Here is a 16585-nt window from a genome sequence, read left to right on the forward strand (position 1 = left end):
CCGTCTAGTCCCCCTCGTCGAGCAGGCGCACCGCGCTCTCGATCGCGACGAGCTTGCCGACGAGGTAGAGCACGTCGTTCTCGCGAAACGGCGCGGTCGCGGTGACGTCCTCGCAGAGGGATCCGTCTCTGCGGATCGCGACGAGGCTCGCGCCCGTCTTGCGGCGCAAGTCGAGGTCGAGCGGGCTCTTGCTGCACGCGAAGGATCCGTGCCGCACGAGGAACGTCTCCACCTTGAGCTCGCCGAGCTCGGGCAACGTCGCGAGCGTGGGCCGTTGCAGCGTCTGCTTCCGGATGAAGAGCCCCTTGCTCTCGCGGCGCGCGACGTTCACGCGCTCGATGATCACGTTCCGCGGGATGCCGCGCCGGCGCAGCACACGCGCGATCATTTCGAGCCCGGCTTCGAGCTCCTCGAAGACCACCTCCTCGGCGCCGAGCTCGGCGAGCGCGCGGTCCGCGGCGATGTAGTGCGCGCGTACGAGGACGGGGATCTTCGGCGCGCTCTGCTTGGCGGCGGCCACGGCGCGGCGCGTGGCCTCGGGGTCGTTGATGAGCAGGACGAGCGCCGCGGCATGCTCGACGCGCGCGCTCGCGAGCGCCTCGGGGCTCGTGACGTCTGCGTAATACGCGGGCTCGCCGGCCTCCCGCGCGGCGCGCACGGTCTCCGCGTTCAGCTCCAGCACGAGGTACGGCACCGATGTCTCGGCGAGCGCGCGCGCCAGCATCTTCCCGGCCACGCCGTACCCCACGATGATGACGTGCTCCGAGAGCGCGGAGTGCTCGGGCATCGGCTCGTCGATGCCGCGCGCGCCGAGCAGGCGTTCGAGCGGCTTCAGGATCTTTTCCCCGGCGCGCACGCGCGGCGCGAGGTGCATCGCGAGCGGCGTGATGATCATGCTGAGCACGCCTGCCGCGAGGAGCGCCCGATCTTCGCTCGGCGTGATGAGTTCGTTCCGCTCGGCGAGCGTCGCGAGCACGAAGCCAAACTCGCCGAACTGCGCGAGCCCCACGCCCGCGAGCCACGCGACGCGCGCGGGGAAGCGCATCGACAGGGCCGAGAGCGTCGCGATGAACCCTTTTCCAACGACGAACGCGGCGAGATAAAGCCCCACCGAGAGCGGCCTCTCGAGGAGGACGTGCGCGTCGAGCAGCATGCCGAGCGAGACGAAGAACAGGCTCGTGAACGCGTGGCGCAGGGGGAGGACGTCGCCGATCGCGCGGTGCGCGTACTCGCTGCCCGCAAGCAGGATGCCCGCGAGGAACGCGCCGAGCGCGAGCGAGAGACCCGCGAGCGACGTGAGGAACGCCGTCGCCAGGCAGATGCCGAGCACGGCCATGAGGAAGAGCTCGCGGCTCCGCACGCGGTCCACGAGCGCGAAGAAGCGCGGCACGAGCGAACGCGCCACGACCACCGTGACCAGGACGAGCAGCGCGGCCTTGCCGAGCGCGAGCAGGAGATCATGCGCTGGATCCCCGCCGGATTTGCCAGCGAGGATCGGGATCACGAGCACCATCGGCACGACGCAGAGGTCCTGGAAGATCAGCACGCCGACGATGAAGCGGCCGTGCGGCGCGTCGACCTCGCCGCGCTCGGCGAGCGTGCGGAGCACGAGCGCGGTGCTGGAGAGCGCGAACAGAAATCCGAAGAGGATCCCGCGGGCGTACGTCTGTCCCGCGAGGCGCGCGCAGAGGACCGACGCGAGGATCGTGAGGCCCACCTGGAGCGAGCCGCCGATCGTGACGGTCTTGGCGATCTGCCGCAGTCGTTCGAGCGAGAACTCGAGGCCGATGCCGAAGAGCAGGAGCACGACGCCGATCTCGGCGAGCGATTGGATGCGGTGCGCATCGCTGAGCAGGCCGAAGCCCGTGGGGCCGATGAACGCGCCTGCGAGCAGGAGCCCTGCGACGACGGGCAGACGCACGCGGCCGAGCACGAGGACGACGAGGACGCCGACGATCGAAATGATCGCGAGATCTCGGAGGATCGGGAGCTGCTCCATGGTCCGTCGCGCCGGGGCGTGCTGCGCGCCCGTGCGAGACGTGGATGCAGGAAGCGCGCGCGGGGCTCAGCGCGAAAGCGGCGTCCCGCGCGTGAGCGCCTCGATCGCCGCGAGGTCTCTCTCGGCCGCGTCCGGTGGGGCAGGCTTTCGCGGCCAGGCGAGTTCGATCTCTCCGTCAAACCAGTACACGTGCTGCGCGTCGATGTGGCCGTGCGATCCACCCACGGCCGCGAGCGCCACGAGGGCCTGCCGAAGCCGCTCGATCGCCGCCGCGTCGATCGCCCGCGGCGCATCCGCGAGCGCCTTGCCGAGCGGCGGCGCCACCCAGATCTCACCGGCCGCTCGATCCACGCGCAGCACCGTCGGCAGCGCGGGAGACCCGGTCCGCGCGAAGGCGCGCGCGCGGGCGAGGGATGCCTCGTCCATCGGGATCACGAGCACCTCGCGCTCGAGCCACGCGTCGTGGCGCAGGCTCGCCATGTCGCGCCCGTCGCCGAGCGCGAGCGGCGGACCGAGGCGCTCGCCCTCCCTCGGCGCGGCGGGCCGCTCGCTCGGGTTCGGCGTGGCCCATCGTCGAGGAAGCGCCTCCGGCCAGCGCAACGCCGAGAGCGCGCGCCGCGCTTCGAATGCGTCTTCCGGCCGGCGATCCGGCTCGTCCGCGAGGAGCGCGGCCACGGCGGCGTCGTGCTCCGCCCCGAGCTCCGGGTTCTTCTCGCTCGGCGCTCCTTCGCGAAACCGCCCGCGCGTAGGCTCGGCCGCCTCGCCCGTGAGCAGCTCGTAAAGCACGGCGCCCACCGCGTAGAGATCACTCGTGATCCCCGCCGGACGACCGAGCCTCTGCTCGGGCGACATGTACGCGTACGTGCCGATCGCGCCGGCCGTCGCCGTGCTCGACAGGTCGCCGAGGTGCGCCGCGCCGAAGTCCGAGAGCATCGCCGTGCCTGCGTCGTCGAAGAGCACGTTCGCAGGCTTCACGTCGCGGTGCAGGATCCCGAGCCGGTGCGCCTCGCCGAGCGCCGTCAGAAGGAGACAGGCGATCTCCACAGCGCGCGCCGGCGCCATCGGCCCCTCGCGCATCTTGTCCGCGAGCGACCCGCCTCGCATGAACGCGAGCACCATCGCCGGCCCCTCGGGCACGTACTGATGGAGCGGCACCACGTTCGGATGGCGTAGCCGTTCGAGCGCGCGTGCTTCTCGCTCGAAGCGTTGCAGCGCGTCGCGCCCCGCGCCTTCGACGAGCCCGCTGAAGATCTTCACCGCGACGCGCTCGCCGCTGATCCGATCGATCGCCTCGACGAGCCGCGCATGCGCCGACGACGCGATCTCCCGCGTCGTCTCGTAGCGGCCGAAAAGAACGACGCTTCCGCCGCGCCGCTCGTTTTTCCGGACCGACCCGCTTGGCGCATCCTTCGCGGGCGGCTCCTCGTGCACCCCGAGCCGCGCCATCTCCGCGCGCGCCTCCCGCGCGGCCTCGGCGAGGCCCACCTCCTCGAAGCACCGCGCGAGCAGCGGCAGCGCTGCAGCCCGCTCCGGCGCCGACACGTCGATCTGCTGCAGCGCCTTGATCGCTCCCTCGGTCCGCCCATGCCGCGCGAGCAGCGCGCCCAGCGCGAGCCGCGGCGCCGCGTCCTCCGGCCGCTGCCGGAGCGCGCTTTCGAGCGCGCGCGCCGCCTCGGCCGGTTGCCCCGCGCGCTCGAAGCTCTCGGCTGCGCGCAGCACCTCACCGGCCGCGACGAACGCGCTCGCTGCCTCCGCGTGGTCGCCGAGCTGCGCGTAGAGCGCCCCTGCGTACTTGCTGAACCCCCGCGACGCGAGATCCGACGCCGATGCGAGCGCGACCTCCCTCGGCAGCCGCTCCACGATGCGCGCGATCGCCTCCCGCGCCGTCGCCTCGTCGCCCCCGAGCGCGGCCAGTCGCGCCGCCCGCCGCGCGTCCCCCGCGAGCAGCGCTTCCCGCGCCGCTCCCGCGAAATCACACGCCTCCTCCAGCCGGCGCGAGGCCTCCGCGTGCCTCCGGGAACGCTCTGCCGTCTCGCGCTCGTCGGGGTTCATCGATCGGTCCCCGCTGGTTTGGCCGGATGAACGTTCGTCAGGGCGACGTCGATACGATCGTCGCGCGGCCGACGACGGACAGGTCGAACCGGAGCTCACCCGCGTCGATCCCCGTGGCCGCGAAGCCGCCCTGGCGGATGCGGTGCACCGAGAGCGCGACCGTCGCGGGCAGCGCGCCCCAGGTCTTCTTGCCGAGCACGGACTGCGGGATCACGCCTTCGCCGGAATCGTTGTAGGCGCAACGAATGCCCGTGCCGCTCGACGCCGTGAGATCCACGTAGACGAGGTCGCCCACTGCAGGCGCCTCGCTCGCGCTCCACCGCAACGTCGCCGCCGCCCCTTCCTCGAACACCACGCCCTCGGCGAGCGCGGTTTCTCCCAGACGAACCCGCTCCGGCGCGCTCGGCGCGTCGGCCTCGATCGAGAACGGATTCAGCGTCGCCGAGCCCGTGCCTTCGAGGACGTACCGCGCGGGCGCCGGCAGATCACTCTGCGCGTCGCGCGACGTGTAGAACACACCCGAGACGAACGCGCCCACGTCCGGGAACGCACGCGTCGCCAGCGGCATGCGCGTCGTCCCGGTCTGGATCGACAGGTCACCCACGTCGAGCAGCTCGATCGTGCCGAGCGCGGCGAGCGCATCGGAATCCTCGGCTGCGGCGAACGGCGTGAGAGCGATGCACTCGCCTGCGGCCGGCAGCTCCAGCCACGATCCGCCGACCACGCGCTCGGCCAGACCGGGATCTGCGCCGGACGCGAGGCGCATGAACTTCGCCGACACGTTCGTCTGGACGAACTCGCCCTCGGCGGCGCTGCGTTCGACGAGGACGATCGCCTCGGTCGTGGACCCGATCGCGCTCGTGATCTCGTCGGCGTCGGCCACGGGAGCCGAGCAACCGCCCACGACGACGCCGAGAGAGGCGAGGAGCGCGGGCAGCGGGACGTTCGAGGAGCGCATGATCCCCAGTTTATGGTGGGTCCGCGGGGTGGGCAAGCGCCTCGCCCGAGGTCGCTCCTCTGGGGACCGATTCTCGGCCGAAATTCGCGCGAAATGCTCAGAAGCCGAGGATCAGGGCGCCCGCTGGGGTCAGCGAAAACTGATTGAACAAAACGTCCGTGGCGCCCAGGCGGCCCGAGACCCTGTGCCAGTCCCCGCCGATTTCCAGGGCCACGTGCACGTGACGGAACCCGAGCCGCAGCCCGGCCACCATCCCGACCCGGACGTGCTCGCCCGCGAGCGTCGTCGGCTTGTCCAGATCCGCGGCAGGGTAGGTCCCGCGCACCCAGGAGATCCCCGCCCGCGGGCCGATCCACCCCGAATAAAGCTCCCCCGTGCTCTTCCAGCCGATGAGCAGCGGCACGTCGAGCCCCCCGCCGAGCAGCGAGCCGCCGTCGTCGCCCCCGCTCGGCCGTCCCGACAGGATCAGCTCGCCGCCGAGCCCCGTCGAGAGCGCGACGCTCTTGGTCAACGTGAACGCATGCCGTCCGTCCAGACGAACCGCCCGCCCCGAGTACGTGAGCCCCGCCTCGTTCGATCCCGCGATGCCGACGCGCGCGCCCACCCACGGCGCGACGGCAGGCGCGACGGTTCGATCCTGGAGGACGCCCTCGGCCAGCGCTTCCTCCGTTCCGGGCGCGCTCGGGAGCGCGGCGAGGACGGGCCGGCCGGACAAACCAGCGCCCAGCGTGACCTTGCCGGGCGTGAGGACGTGTGCGGGGTGAAGGAGGGGAGCGCCGCCGCCACAACCACCCAGGCCCAGCGCGCAGAGCGCGAGGGCGAACAGCCGGAGCTGGGGGCGGGCCGTGGGCGGATGCACCTCGGAAGCGGCGCTCCTCTTGGCTACTTGCGGAAACGGGAGGGGTAGTCGTTTGCGGCGACCTTCTTCTTGAGCTCGCCGTCATCCGGGTGCAGGCGCGAGGCCCGCGAGATGAGCGCGCTCTCGTCCTCCACGCGCTTCGGGTCGGGCAAGCAGCACTCCACCGGACAAACCGCCTGGCAAGCCTCGTGGTCGTAGAAGCCCACGCACTCGGTGCAGAGCTCGGGGTCGATCACGTAGATCTCGTCGCCCTCGCTGATCGCCTCGTTGGGCACTCCGGTTCGCAAGCGCCGCAGTTGATGCAATCTTCGGTGATATAGGTAGCCATGGGGTTGCTTCGTCCTCCGGGGGTGCGGTCCGGAATTTCCCGGTATCTAAAGGGCGGCGCCCCGGCTGTCAATTCGAGCGTTCCGCACACTCGAGAAGACCCGGGCTCTGCGCCGCGCGCCCTCCAGACCATGGGCGGGCAGGGAGCGGCGTCCCCATCCTGCAGTGCCCCGGGCCATCCGTCCAGAGCAACGCCGCAGACCCGATCACGCGCGCCACGGTCGACCTCGATCGGCCGGCGGATCCCGGCCTCCTCACGTCGACCGCGGCGCCCGGTTGCACGCCGGCCCGAGGCCCGTTAGTACGCTTGCCCTGCGATGCCCCGACCCCGCGTGATCCCGCTCGTCCTCGCCGCCCTCGTCGCTGCGCTCGCCGGCTGCACGCCGAAGATCGGGGACGACTGCACCAACTCGCTCGATTGCTCGCAGACGGGTGACCGCCTCTGCGACAGCACCCAGCCCGGCGGCTATTGCACGCTCTTCGGGTGCGAGCCCGACAAATGCCCGGAAGGCGACGGGGTCTGCGTCGCGTTCTCGGCGGAGCTCGATCCCGCCTGTGGCCCCGCGGACGACGCGACCTGGGGCCGCTTCGGGCGGACGTTCTGCATGGCCGGCTGCGAGGACAACGGCGACTGCCGCGACGGCTACGAGTGCGCCCGTCCGTCCGAGCGCGCCGCGCGGGTCATCGACTTCGAGCCGATCGCCGAGCGCATCTGCGTGGTGAAGATCCCGCCGCCGCCGGTGTCGATCGAGATTCCGCAGATCTGCCTGCCCTCCGAGGCGCCCGCACCGCCGCCGCCCTGGGTCCCCACGGGGGCCGGAGGCGCAGGCGGAGCCGGAGGCGCGGGCGGAGCCGGAGGTGCCGGTGGAGCGGGTGGTGCAGGCGGAGCGGGTGGTGCAGGCGGAGCTGGAGGCGCCGGGGGTGCAGGCGGAGCCGGTGGCGCTGGCGGCGCTGGCGGCGCTGGCGGCGGTCCCTGAGGTCTTTCCGGACGATCCGCGGGAAGTGAACCGGCACCCGCCGTGCTAGCCTCGGCGCGCATGTTTCGGGCGCCCGCGCTTCCCCGTACCCTCGACGCCGCCCTCCGCGACGTGGGCTCGTCCAAAGCCGCCGTGCGCGAGGATGCCGTGCGTGACCTCGTCCGCCACGCCGAGGAGGCACGCAGCCAGGTCGTGCGCGCCCTCGAACGCGCGCTCTCCGACGAAGCCGCGCCCGTCCGCTCGGCCGCCGCGCTCGGGCTCGCCGACGTGGGCGCGAACGAAGCGCTGCCCGCCCTGCTCGTCGCCATCGAAGACGACGACGTCCACGTGCGGCAGATGGCCCTCACCGCACTCGGCGAGATCGGCGATTGCCGCGCGGCCCAAAGGCTCGCCCGCGCGCTCGAAGACGCCCGCGCAGAGGTGCGGTTCCAGGCCGTCATCGCGTACGCCCGCGTTTGCACGGATCGCGCGTCCGTCGTGGAGGCGCTCGCCGCCCGCACGCGTGATGCGGACCCGCTCGTCTGCCACATCGCGCTCCGCATGGCCGAGGAGATCGGCGGCGAGGAGGGCGCCCACGTGGTCGATCCGATCCTCGTCGCAAGAGCGCGCGCGCTCGTCGATCACAGCTCCCCCACGGTGCGCGTCGCCGCGGCCGTGGTCCTCGGCCGCGCCGGGGATCAGGCAGGGGCGAAGGTGCTCGCGTCGGTGGTGAACGGTTCGATCAAGACGGAGGACGCCGAGGACGAGGCGGCCGCGATCGAGCTCGCAGGAGCACTCGGCCTGGAAGAGGCGCGCGTGGGGCTCGAGCGGCGCGCGTTCGGCGGCGCGTTCGGCTTGGGCCGCGACCGTTTTTCCTGGCACGCGCGCGTCGCGCTGGCGAGCATGGGCCACGCGCGCGCCACGCGCGAGATCGTCAGCGAGCTCGGCTCGTGGGATCGCAACAAGCGCACGCTCGCGGTCGCCGCCGTGGGGCGCGCGCGCATCCGCTCGGCCCGCACGATCCTCGCGGCGATGGAAGGGGATCCCTCGCGGGCCGACCCGCACGCCGTGAGCGAGGCCCTCCTCGCGCTCGCGGAGGACGAACCGGCATGAACGAACCGAGAGAGCCGAACGCCGTCCGCTTCGATCCCGCGGCCGGCGCCGATCACGTCGAGAGCTACTTCCTCAAAGCGAACGACCCTGCGGGTGATCGCGCGCTCTGGATCAAGGCCACGATCTTCGCCTCCGCGCGCGAGCCTGGCCGCGCTCTCGCCGAGGGCTGGGCGGTCGCGTTCGATCGCCGCGGCGGGCAGAGCAAACACGTCGCCGTCAAGCACGTGCTCCCCTTCGCGGACGCGCTCTTCGGCAAGGAGGGCCTCGACGTTGCGTGGAGCCTCCCCGTGGCCGGCGGCGCTTCCGAGGAGCGCATGCGCATCCGGCCCGGCGAGACCCACGGTCGCATCGCGCGGCGGGAGCACGCGATTCGCTGGGACCTTCGCTTCGAGGGCGAGGCGAGCCCGTTCGTTCCGTTCCCGCACGCCTCGATGTACCGCGGCAAATTTCCCAAATCGAAGACGCTCACGCCGTACCCGGACCTCGTGTTCTCCGGCGAGGTCGAGGTCGATGGCGAGCGCTGGGACCTTTCGAACTGGCGCGGCATGCAGGGGCACAACTGGGGCCGCGGGCACGCCGATCTTTATGCCTGGTGCCATGTCAACACGTGGGAGAGCGAAGCGGAACTCGTCGTGGAAGCGCTCTCCGGCCGCGTTCGCGTGGGCCCCGTGCTCACGCCGCTCGTCACGCTCGTCTGCGCGCGTTTCCGCGGCGTGACGTACACGTGGAACGGCCCGCTCGAGATCGCCCGCGCGCACGGTGACGTCGGGCTGCGTCGCTACAGCTTCTCCGCCGAGAGCCGCGCCGCGCGTATCGAGGGCTCGTTCGAGGCGGAGACGGACGACATGGTCGGCCTCTACTATCCGAACCCGGACGGCCCCATGACGTACTGCTTGAACAGCAAGCTCGCGCGCGCGCATGTGCGCTTCGAGGCGTCGGGCCGGCCGCCCGTCGTCGTGAAGAGCCACGCCGCCGCGCTCGAGATCGGCACGCGCGACGCCGACCACGGCGTGAGGATGCACGTATGAACGACACCTTCACCGAGGCCGATCTGGCCCCCGATCCGCAGGAAAAGCGGGACCGTCTCCTCGCCGTCGTCGACCGCGTCGCGGCCCTCGTCGCCGTCCTCGCCGGTGGCGTGTACATCGGCGGCATGATCGCTCTCGGCGCCGGCGCGGCGCCCATCGTCTTCGGCATGCTCCCCCGGCCGATCGCGGGCGACGTGATGGGCGCGGTCTTCGCGCGCTTCGACGTGGTGGGCCTCGGCGCGGCGCTCGCGGTGCTCGCTGCCGAGGTCACGCGCACGCTCGCCGCGCGTCGCCGCGGCCGCACGATCCTCTCGCGCCTGCGCCGCTCGTGCACGCTCTTCATGGCCGTCTCCGCGGCCTACGTCGCCCTCTCGCTCTCGCCGCGCATCAACGAGCTGCACAGGCAAAACGTGCAGCGCGACGACACGCCGCAGGGCCAGGTCCTCGAAGCTGTCCACAAGCGCGCGGAGCTCTTCGGGAAGATCGGCATGGGGATGGCTTTCGGCCTCGTCGTGCTCAGCGTCTTCACCATCCAGCCGCGGAAACCGGACGACGAGGAAGACGACGAAGAGGCGGTCGCGCCCTTGCCGCCTGGCCCTCGCGACGACTGACGCGCCCTTCCCGAAGGGCCGAGCGGCTGGCCCTCGCGCGACGCAGAAGGTATGATTCCGCCTTCCGGAAGGCGAGGTTTGCTGCCCGTCACGCGGGTGGCCTGGTCTTTCTTTTCGTTCGCGTGGAGGCGGCCGATGAAATTGAAGAGCGCATGGTGGGTCCTGACGACCCTTGGATTGAGCCTCGGGCTCGCGGTCAACAGCACGGGCTGCGGCGACGATAGCAACACCGGCCCAGGCGGCACCGGCGGCGCGGGTGGTGTTGGCGGCGCGGGCGGCGTCGGCGGCGTTGGCGGCACGGGCGGCACGGGCGGCACGGTCGATTCGGGCGACTGGCTCGGCGAGGCTTGCACGGCCGACTCCGACTGTGCCCCCGGGACCTGCATCGTGGCGGGCACGGACGACCCGGTCTTCCTGGGCGGCCCGCAGAATGGGTATTGCAGCAAGCCCTGCGCGAAGAGCGGCGACTGTCCGGGCGTCGGCAGCATTTGCTACAAGGGCCCGGACAACAGCGCGACCGAGGGGCGCTGCGTGCTCGGCTGCGAGATCGGACCTGGCTTCAGCGGGGGCTTCAACCCGTTCGCCGATCTCGATCCGTTCAAGTGCCACGGCCGCGAGGACCTTCGCTGCCAGCGCCGCTCCGACGGCGACATCTGTCTGCCCACGTGCAGCAACGATCTCGCGTGCGGCGACAACCGCTACTGCCAGCTCACGCCCGGCGTGTGCATCGGCGAGGAGGTTCCTGGCAAGCAGCTCGGCGAAATCTGTGATCCGATGGGCGCCGAATGCAGCACGGGCCTCTGCGTCGGCGGCCTCCCCGGCGGCAAGGGCTTCTGCTCCGGCTACTGCGTGCTCGGCGGGGATCCGATCCAGGGAGAGTGCGGCGGACTCGAGGAGGGCCTTTGCCTGATCCCGCCTGCCGTGCCGAACTGCCCCCAGGGCGAGCTTTGCTCGGGCGCCGGGGATTACGGCTTCTGCTCGAACGCTTGCGACCAGCAGGACGATTGCGCGGCGCCGGGCCTCTGGTGCCGCACCATTGGCGGCACGGGCTTCTGCTTCTTCTCGCTCGAGTGCCCGAATGGCCAGGCCGACTGCGCGCAGATCGCGGGCACGACCTGCACCGAGACGAAGGAAGGTTCGTACTGCCTCGAGTCGAAGTACCCGCTCGGCACGCTGGCGCCCGATAGCGGCTCTGGCGGCGGTGGTGGCATGGGTGGCGCCGGCGGCATGGGCGGCGCCGGTGGCATGGGCGGCGCCGGTGGCATGGGCGGCGCCGGTGGCATGGGCGGCGCTGGTGGTGCCGGTGGCGCCGGTGGCATGGGCGGCATGCCCTGAGCCCTCGCAGACGCTGATGCATCTCGAAGAGGCCGCGGCGGGATCGCTGCGGCTTCTTCCTTTTCGAAGCCTCGACGCCGCTCATGGTATCGTCGCGCCATGTCGCCGATCCGCTTGGCTTCTCTCGTCCTCGTCTTGCTCTCGGCCGGGCTCCTCCTCGGTTGTCCGGGCACCGAAACCCCTCCGGGCGGCTCCGCGGGGACGGGCGGCGTTGGCGGCACGGGCGGCGTTGGCGGCGTTGGCGGCATGGGCGGCGACGGGGGCATGACGACCTCGTCGTCGGGCACCGGGGGAGCGCTCCCCATGTGCACGGACTTTGGCGACGTCACCCAGTCGGATTGCAACCTGCTCGCGCAGGACTGCGAGGGCGCGAACGAGACGTGCCGGCCGAACTCGCTCGGCACGGGCACGGTCTGCGAGGGCGGCGGCGGCGTGAAGGGGGTCGGCGCGAGGTGCACCGCGTCCTTCGGCGAGTGCGCGGCCGGCCTCTATTGCGTCTTTGGCTATTGTACGCCCGTCTGCTGCCAGAGCGAGCCCGCGTTCTTCTGCGGCAGCGCCAAGTGCAGCGTCCGTCTCAACTACGGCTCGAAGCGGATCTGGACCTGCAACTTCGCCCCCTCCTGCACGCTCTTCGACGGGAAGGAGTGCGACGAGGACACCGAATGCCGCCTGACCGTGCTCGAGGACGAGCTTGCGCTTTGTGTCCCGCCGTCGGGGAAGTTCGCCGCTGAGGGGGAGCCGTGCGACGCCATCAACGACTGCAGCGAGGCCCAGCGCTGCGACTCGGTCTGCCGGTATAGCTGCCTGAACATGGGCTGGCAGGACCTCGAGCCGGGCAAGGGCGGCTGTCCCGCGGGCCAGACCTGCACCCCCGACACGCCGCTCTACGGCGTCTGCCGCCCCTGAAGCCCCTCTACACCCGGGCGGATTCGCGCTAGGTTCGCCCGCATGCACGACCACGACGTTGAGGCGCACGGGGCCGCGATGGAGGCGTCCGCGACGCCGGCTCCCCGCGCCGCCGAGGCCCCGGATCTCGGGCTCCTCCGCGTGCTCCGCGACGACGGCAGCGCCGATCCCGCGACCGACCCCGGCCTGTCCCCGCACGTGCTCCTCCGCGCCTACCGCGAGATGAAGCGCGTCCGCCTCATCGACACGCGCATGATGCTCCTGCAGCGCCAGGGCCGCATCCACTTCGCCGGCGAGTGTCGCGGCCAGGAGGCGACGCCGATCGCGACGGGCCTCGTGCTCGAGCGTGAAGACTGGGTGTTCCCGGCCCTGCGCGAGAGCGCGATCATGCTCGTGCGAGGCTTCCCGCTCAAGAGCTACATCGCGCAGTACTTCGGCAACGCGGGCGACGTGCTCAAGGGCCGGCAGATGCCCTCGCACATGAGCGGCCGCGCCGTGAACCAGGTCGCGTGGTCGAGCTGCATGGCCACGCAGCTCCCGCACGCCGTCGGCGCTGCCTGGGCCGCGAAGATGCGCAAGGACCGCAGCGTCGTCCTCGGCTTCGTCGGCGACGGCGGCACGAGCGAGCCCGACTTCCACAACGCCCTGAACTTCGCGGGCGTCTTCAAGGTCCCCTGCGTCCTGGTTTGTCAAAACAACCACTGGGCGATCAGCGTCCCCGCGGGGAAACAGACGGCGTCGCCCACGTTCGCAGTGAAGGGCCGCGCGTACGGCGTCCCCTCGGTGCGCGTCGATGGAAACGACGTGCTCGCGGTCTACCGTGTCGTCAGCGACGCTGTCGCCCGCGCGCGCGCCGGCGGCGGGCCCACGTTCATCGAGTCCGTGACCTACCGCATGGGCGCGCACTCTTCGAGCGACGATCCCACGCGGTATCGCTCGCAGGAGGAGGTCGACACGTGGGCGCAGCGCGACCCGATCGTGCGCCTGCGCCGTCACCTCGTCCACCGGGGCTTGCTCGACGAGGCGGAGGAGGCGGCGCTCGAGGACGGGCTCATGGCCGAGATCAGCGCGGCGATCCAGGAGGTCGAGGCGCTCGGCCCGCCTGCGCGCGAGACGCTCTTCGACGACGTGTATGCGGAGCTGCCGTGGCACCTCGCCGAGCAACGCGCCGAGGTCCTGGCGAACCGCCCCCACCCGGGCTCGCACGACGGCGGCGGCGGGCACTAGCAACGATGGGGGGTCCGAGAACCCCCCCAAACCCGCCTGGCCTCTGGTCTACCGCTTTTTCCGACCCCACCTTTCCCTCGACATGGTAATCCGCGCCCAAAAGGGGCTGTCGGCCCGCGTTCCACCTTGGAGAATCGGATGAAGACCTACGACGCGATCGTCATCGGCAGCGGACCCGGCGGCTACGTCTGCGCGATTCGGCTCGGCCAGCTCAAGCAGAAGACGCTGTGCATCGAGAAGGAAGAGGTGGGCGGTGTGTGCCTCAACTGGGGCTGCATCCCGTCGAAGGCGCTCATCAACGCGGCGCACACCTACGAGAAGGCGCACTCGTCGATGGCGACGATGGGCATCAAGCTCGGCTCGGTCGAGCACGACCCGAACGCGATGCAGGACTGGAAGGAAGGCATCGTCAAGCGCCTCACGGGCGGCGTGCGAGGCCTGCTCAAGTCGAACGGCGCCGACCTCATGGCGGGTACGGCGACGATCGTCTCGCCGAACCGCATCGAGGTGAAGAAGGCGGACGGCTCGGTCGAGACGATCGAGGCGACGAAGGGCATCGTCCTGGCGACGGGCTCGACGACCATCGAGATCCCGAGCTTCAAGTTCGACGGCAAGCAGATCATCGGCGCGAAGGAGGCCGTGAGCCTGCGCGAGGTCCCGAAGCGGCTGCTCGTCATCGGCGGCGGCGTGATCGGGCTCGAGCTCGGCATGGTCTACCAGGCGTTCGGCGCCGAGCTCGTGGTCGTCGAGGCGATGCCCACGCTGCTCACGGGCGTCGATCAGGATTGCGTGAAGGTGGTCGAGCGCCGCATCCAGAAGCGCGGCGGCAAGATCTACAAGAACGCCAAGGCCATGGGCTACGAGAAGCAGGCCGACGGCTCGGTCGCGGTGAAGCTCGACGTCGAGGGCAAGCCCGAGACGGTCGTCACGGACGTGGTCCTCGTCGCGGTCGGCATGCGCCCGAACTCGCGCGGGCTCGGCCTCGAGAACGTGGGCGTGAACATCGACAAGCGCGGGTTCGTGCCTTCGGACGAGTTCGGCCGGACGAACGTCCCGACGATCTACTCGATCGGCGACGTCTCGGGCCCGCCCATGCTCGCGCACAAGGCGTCGAAGGAGGGCGAGGTCATCGCGGAGGTCATCGCGGGCCACAAGGCGGCGAAGGACTGGGCGTGCATCCCGGGCGCGATCTTCACGGACCCGGAGATCGCGACCGCGGGCCTGACGGCCGAGGAAGCGCAGGCGAAGGGCATCGAGGTCTCGGTCGGCAAGTTCCCGTTCGCGGCGCTGGGCAAGGCGATGGCGATGATGGAGACCGACGGCTTCGTGAAGGTCGTGACCGACAAGAAGACGAAGCAGGTGCTCGGCGTGCACATCGTCGGCCCCGAGGCGAGCACGATGATCAGCGAAGGCGCGCTCGCGCTCGAGATGGCCGCGTTCGCCGAGGACATCGCGCTCACGATCCACCCGCACCCGACGCTCGGCGAGGCGTTCATGGAAGCCGCCGCGCACGCGATGGGCGCTGCGGTCCACATCGTGAACCGCTGAGCGAGCCTCCTGGGTTCGTCCCTCCAAACCACCCGTCCGACAAAAGCCCATCTTCCGGGCTTCCTGCGCGCCCCGGATATCGCTGTCGGCGACATTCCGGGCGCGCCCGGCTGGGTGAAGGGCGCGCCTCCCCTCGCCGTCGAGTATGCCGATACGGGCCAGGATGAGGACGAGCTTCAGGCGAAGGTCGCCGAGCTGCTCGAAGCCGGCACGAAACTCATCTGGGTCGTGCGGCTCTTCGGTCCACGCAGGGTGAAAGTCTACGAGCCTGGCGCGCGTGTACGCACGTTGCTGCCGGGCGAGCTGCTCACGGCGCCGAACATCCTGAAGAACCCGGTCCCCGTCGAAGCGCTTTACGATCGCGACGCCGCGCACCACGCGACGCTCCAGAACCTCCTTCAGCGCGAGGGCTTCGAGAGTCTCGACGCCGTGAAGGAAGAGGGCCGCGACGAAGGCGAGCTCCGCGCGCTCCGCGCCTCCGTAAGGGACGTCTTCTCTGCGCGTGGCCTCCCCCTCGGCCCGGACCACGAGACGCGGATCGATCCGTGCAGCGACCCCGCCGTCCTCCGCACCTGGCTCCGCGCGGCCGTCACTGCGCCCGATGCGGCTGCCGCTCTCTCCTGATCGTCACTCCGCCCCCCTCCGCTCGAAGCACTCCTCCGGCACCTGCTGCTTCTTCCGCGTGACGCGCGTTGCCTCCACGAAGGCCGCCGTCACTGGATCGTGGTACCCGCTCGCCCCGCGCAGATCCGGCACGATCGCCTGGTAATGCCGCACGATCCTCCCCATCAGGATCTCGCGCATCCACTTGCCCACCATCGACGCCAGCGCGACCAGGAGATCCGTCGCGTCCCCATCCCGCACGAACGCGATCTCGCCGAGCCCGGGGAACATGTACGCGCTCCTCGCCCGCGTCTCCTCCAGCACCATGTGCATCCGCCCTCCGAGCGGACCGAACGCGGAGCCGTACTTCCCGAACCCGCCCACCTTCCCGCAGACCGCCTGCACGTCCTGCCCCGCGTCCTTCCGCATCGACAGGATCAGCCGCTCCATCGCGTGCAGATCCATCACGAACCGATTTTTCCCCGCCGCGATCCCCTCGTTCAGCCGCTTCGCGCAGAGCACCTCGCTCCGCACCGCCACGATCGTCACCCCCTTCTTCTCCAGCCGATCGAGATCCCCGTGGATCGTCCGCACGAGCTCCGCGGGCGCCGTGAACGCCTCCGCCTCCGCGCCCCAGCACTGCGCTTCCACGTGCGGCGGACACGCCGCGCGAAGCTCCGCGCGATCCTCGCTCGCGATCGCATGCGCGAGCTCGTCCGGCGTCCGCGCCGCTGCCGCGCGCCCCCCGCCTCGCTCCACCAGCGCGCGTGCCCAGGCTTCCGCGAGCCCCACGTCCCCGTAGGCCACCATCGCCTTCGAGTCCCCGAGCCGCTCGGCCAGACCACCGCGCGGCTTTCGCCCCACGATCGCCGCGCCCTCCTCCGTCACCTGCGCCATCACCGCCGTGACCAGCATCGGCCCGAGCCGAGGCCCGAGGCCGTTTTCGTCTGCGCCGATCCTGAATCCCGCCGTCGCCTTCTCCATCGCGCCGAGCTTTGCCATGAACGGACGCCCGCGTCATCGCGGTCACGACACGGTCGATCGCCCCTTTCCGGGTGGATTG

At 71.1% G+C, this 16585-nt stretch carries 16 protein-coding genes; 9 read left to right on the plus strand and 7 right to left on the minus strand.

What is annotated here, in order from left to right; genetic code table 11:
• Positions 1–4 precede the first annotated feature (4 nt).
• From POL67_RS06780 to POL67_RS54510, 6 genes are all read right to left on the minus strand, one after another.
• The gene (locus POL67_RS06780) at positions 5–1999 is read right to left on the minus strand and encodes a monovalent cation:proton antiporter family protein (protein WP_271916256.1); all 1995 of its coding nucleotides are present in this window, start codon (positions 1997–1999) and stop codon (positions 5–7) included.
• 66 nt (positions 2000–2065) lie between these two features.
• Entirely contained in the window at positions 2066–4051 is a 1986-nt protein-coding gene (locus POL67_RS06785) for a protein kinase domain-containing protein (RefSeq protein WP_271916257.1), read from the minus strand.
• Between the two features lie 37 nt (positions 4052–4088).
• A complete protein-coding gene (locus POL67_RS06790) occupies positions 4089–5009 on the minus strand; it encodes a hypothetical protein (RefSeq protein ID WP_271916258.1) in 921 nt (306 codons plus the stop codon).
• A 97-nt stretch (positions 5010–5106) separates the two neighbouring features.
• On the minus strand, positions 5107–5868 hold the full coding sequence (locus POL67_RS06795) for a hypothetical protein (protein WP_271916259.1): 762 nt from the start codon (positions 5866–5868) through the stop codon (positions 5107–5109).
• Between the two features lie 23 nt (positions 5869–5891).
• Positions 5892–6155: a 4Fe-4S dicluster domain-containing protein gene (locus POL67_RS06800; protein WP_276075460.1), complete on the minus strand. Its 264-nt coding sequence runs from the start codon at positions 6153–6155 to the stop codon at positions 5892–5894.
• Positions 6101–6328: a 4Fe-4S binding protein gene (locus POL67_RS54510; protein ID WP_506333363.1), complete on the minus strand. Its 228-nt coding sequence runs from the start codon at positions 6326–6328 to the stop codon at positions 6101–6103. Before POL67_RS54510 ends, POL67_RS06800 begins: the two co-directional genes overlap by 55 nt.
• A 184-nt stretch (positions 6329–6512) precedes the next feature.
• On the opposite strand from POL67_RS54510, the gene POL67_RS06805 reads away from it, so the two are divergent.
• The 9 genes from POL67_RS06805 to POL67_RS06845 all read left to right on the plus strand — a co-directional run bounded on the left by POL67_RS06805 (position 6513) and on the right by POL67_RS06845 (position 15543).
• A complete protein-coding gene (locus tag POL67_RS06805; protein ID WP_271916260.1) occupies positions 6513–7172 on the plus strand; it encodes a hypothetical protein in 660 nt (219 codons plus the stop codon).
• Positions 7173–7232: 60 nt separating this feature from the next.
• On the plus strand, positions 7233–8264 hold the full coding sequence (locus POL67_RS06810; protein WP_271916261.1) for a HEAT repeat domain-containing protein: 1032 nt from the start codon (positions 7233–7235) through the stop codon (positions 8262–8264).
• Positions 8261–9292, plus strand: a complete 1032-nt coding sequence (locus POL67_RS06815) for a tocopherol cyclase family protein (protein WP_271916262.1) — start codon at positions 8261–8263, stop codon at positions 9290–9292. The genes POL67_RS06810 and POL67_RS06815 overlap by 4 nt, the downstream gene beginning before the upstream one ends.
• On the plus strand, positions 9289–9903 hold the full coding sequence (locus POL67_RS06820; RefSeq protein WP_271916263.1) for a DUF4149 domain-containing protein: 615 nt from the start codon (positions 9289–9291) through the stop codon (positions 9901–9903). Before POL67_RS06815 ends, POL67_RS06820 begins: the two co-directional genes overlap by 4 nt.
• Positions 9904–10038: 135 nt before the next feature.
• Positions 10039–11238, plus strand: coding sequence for a hypothetical protein (locus tag POL67_RS06825; RefSeq protein ID WP_271916264.1), 1200 nt, complete (start codon positions 10039–10041; stop codon positions 11236–11238).
• A 99-nt stretch (positions 11239–11337) separates the two neighbouring features.
• Positions 11338–12144, plus strand: a complete 807-nt coding sequence (locus POL67_RS06830; protein ID WP_271916265.1) for a hypothetical protein — start codon at positions 11338–11340, stop codon at positions 12142–12144.
• A 42-nt stretch (positions 12145–12186) separates the two neighbouring features.
• Positions 12187–13371 carry a thiamine pyrophosphate-dependent dehydrogenase E1 component subunit alpha gene (locus POL67_RS06835; RefSeq protein ID WP_271916266.1) on the plus strand — a complete coding sequence of 395 codons (1185 nt, stop codon included), beginning with the start codon at positions 12187–12189 and terminating at the stop codon, positions 13369–13371.
• Between the two features lie 138 nt (positions 13372–13509).
• A complete protein-coding gene (lpdA, locus tag POL67_RS06840; RefSeq protein WP_271916268.1) occupies positions 13510–14919 on the plus strand; it encodes a dihydrolipoyl dehydrogenase in 1410 nt (469 codons plus the stop codon).
• A 114-nt stretch (positions 14920–15033) separates the two neighbouring features.
• The gene (locus POL67_RS06845; RefSeq protein WP_308789511.1) at positions 15034–15543 is read left to right on the plus strand and encodes a hypothetical protein; all 510 of its coding nucleotides are present in this window, start codon (positions 15034–15036) and stop codon (positions 15541–15543) included.
• 3 nt (positions 15544–15546) lie between these two features.
• Here POL67_RS06845 and POL67_RS06850 read toward each other — a convergent pair whose 3' ends face one another.
• The gene (locus POL67_RS06850) at positions 15547–16524 is read right to left on the minus strand and encodes a hypothetical protein (protein WP_271916269.1); all 978 of its coding nucleotides are present in this window, start codon (positions 16522–16524) and stop codon (positions 15547–15549) included.
• Between the last annotated feature and the right edge of the window lie 61 nt (positions 16525–16585).

It is taken from the genome of Polyangium mundeleinium, from assembly GCF_028369105.1.
GTDB lineage: Bacteria > Myxococcota_A > Polyangia > Polyangiales > Polyangiaceae > Polyangium > Polyangium mundeleinium.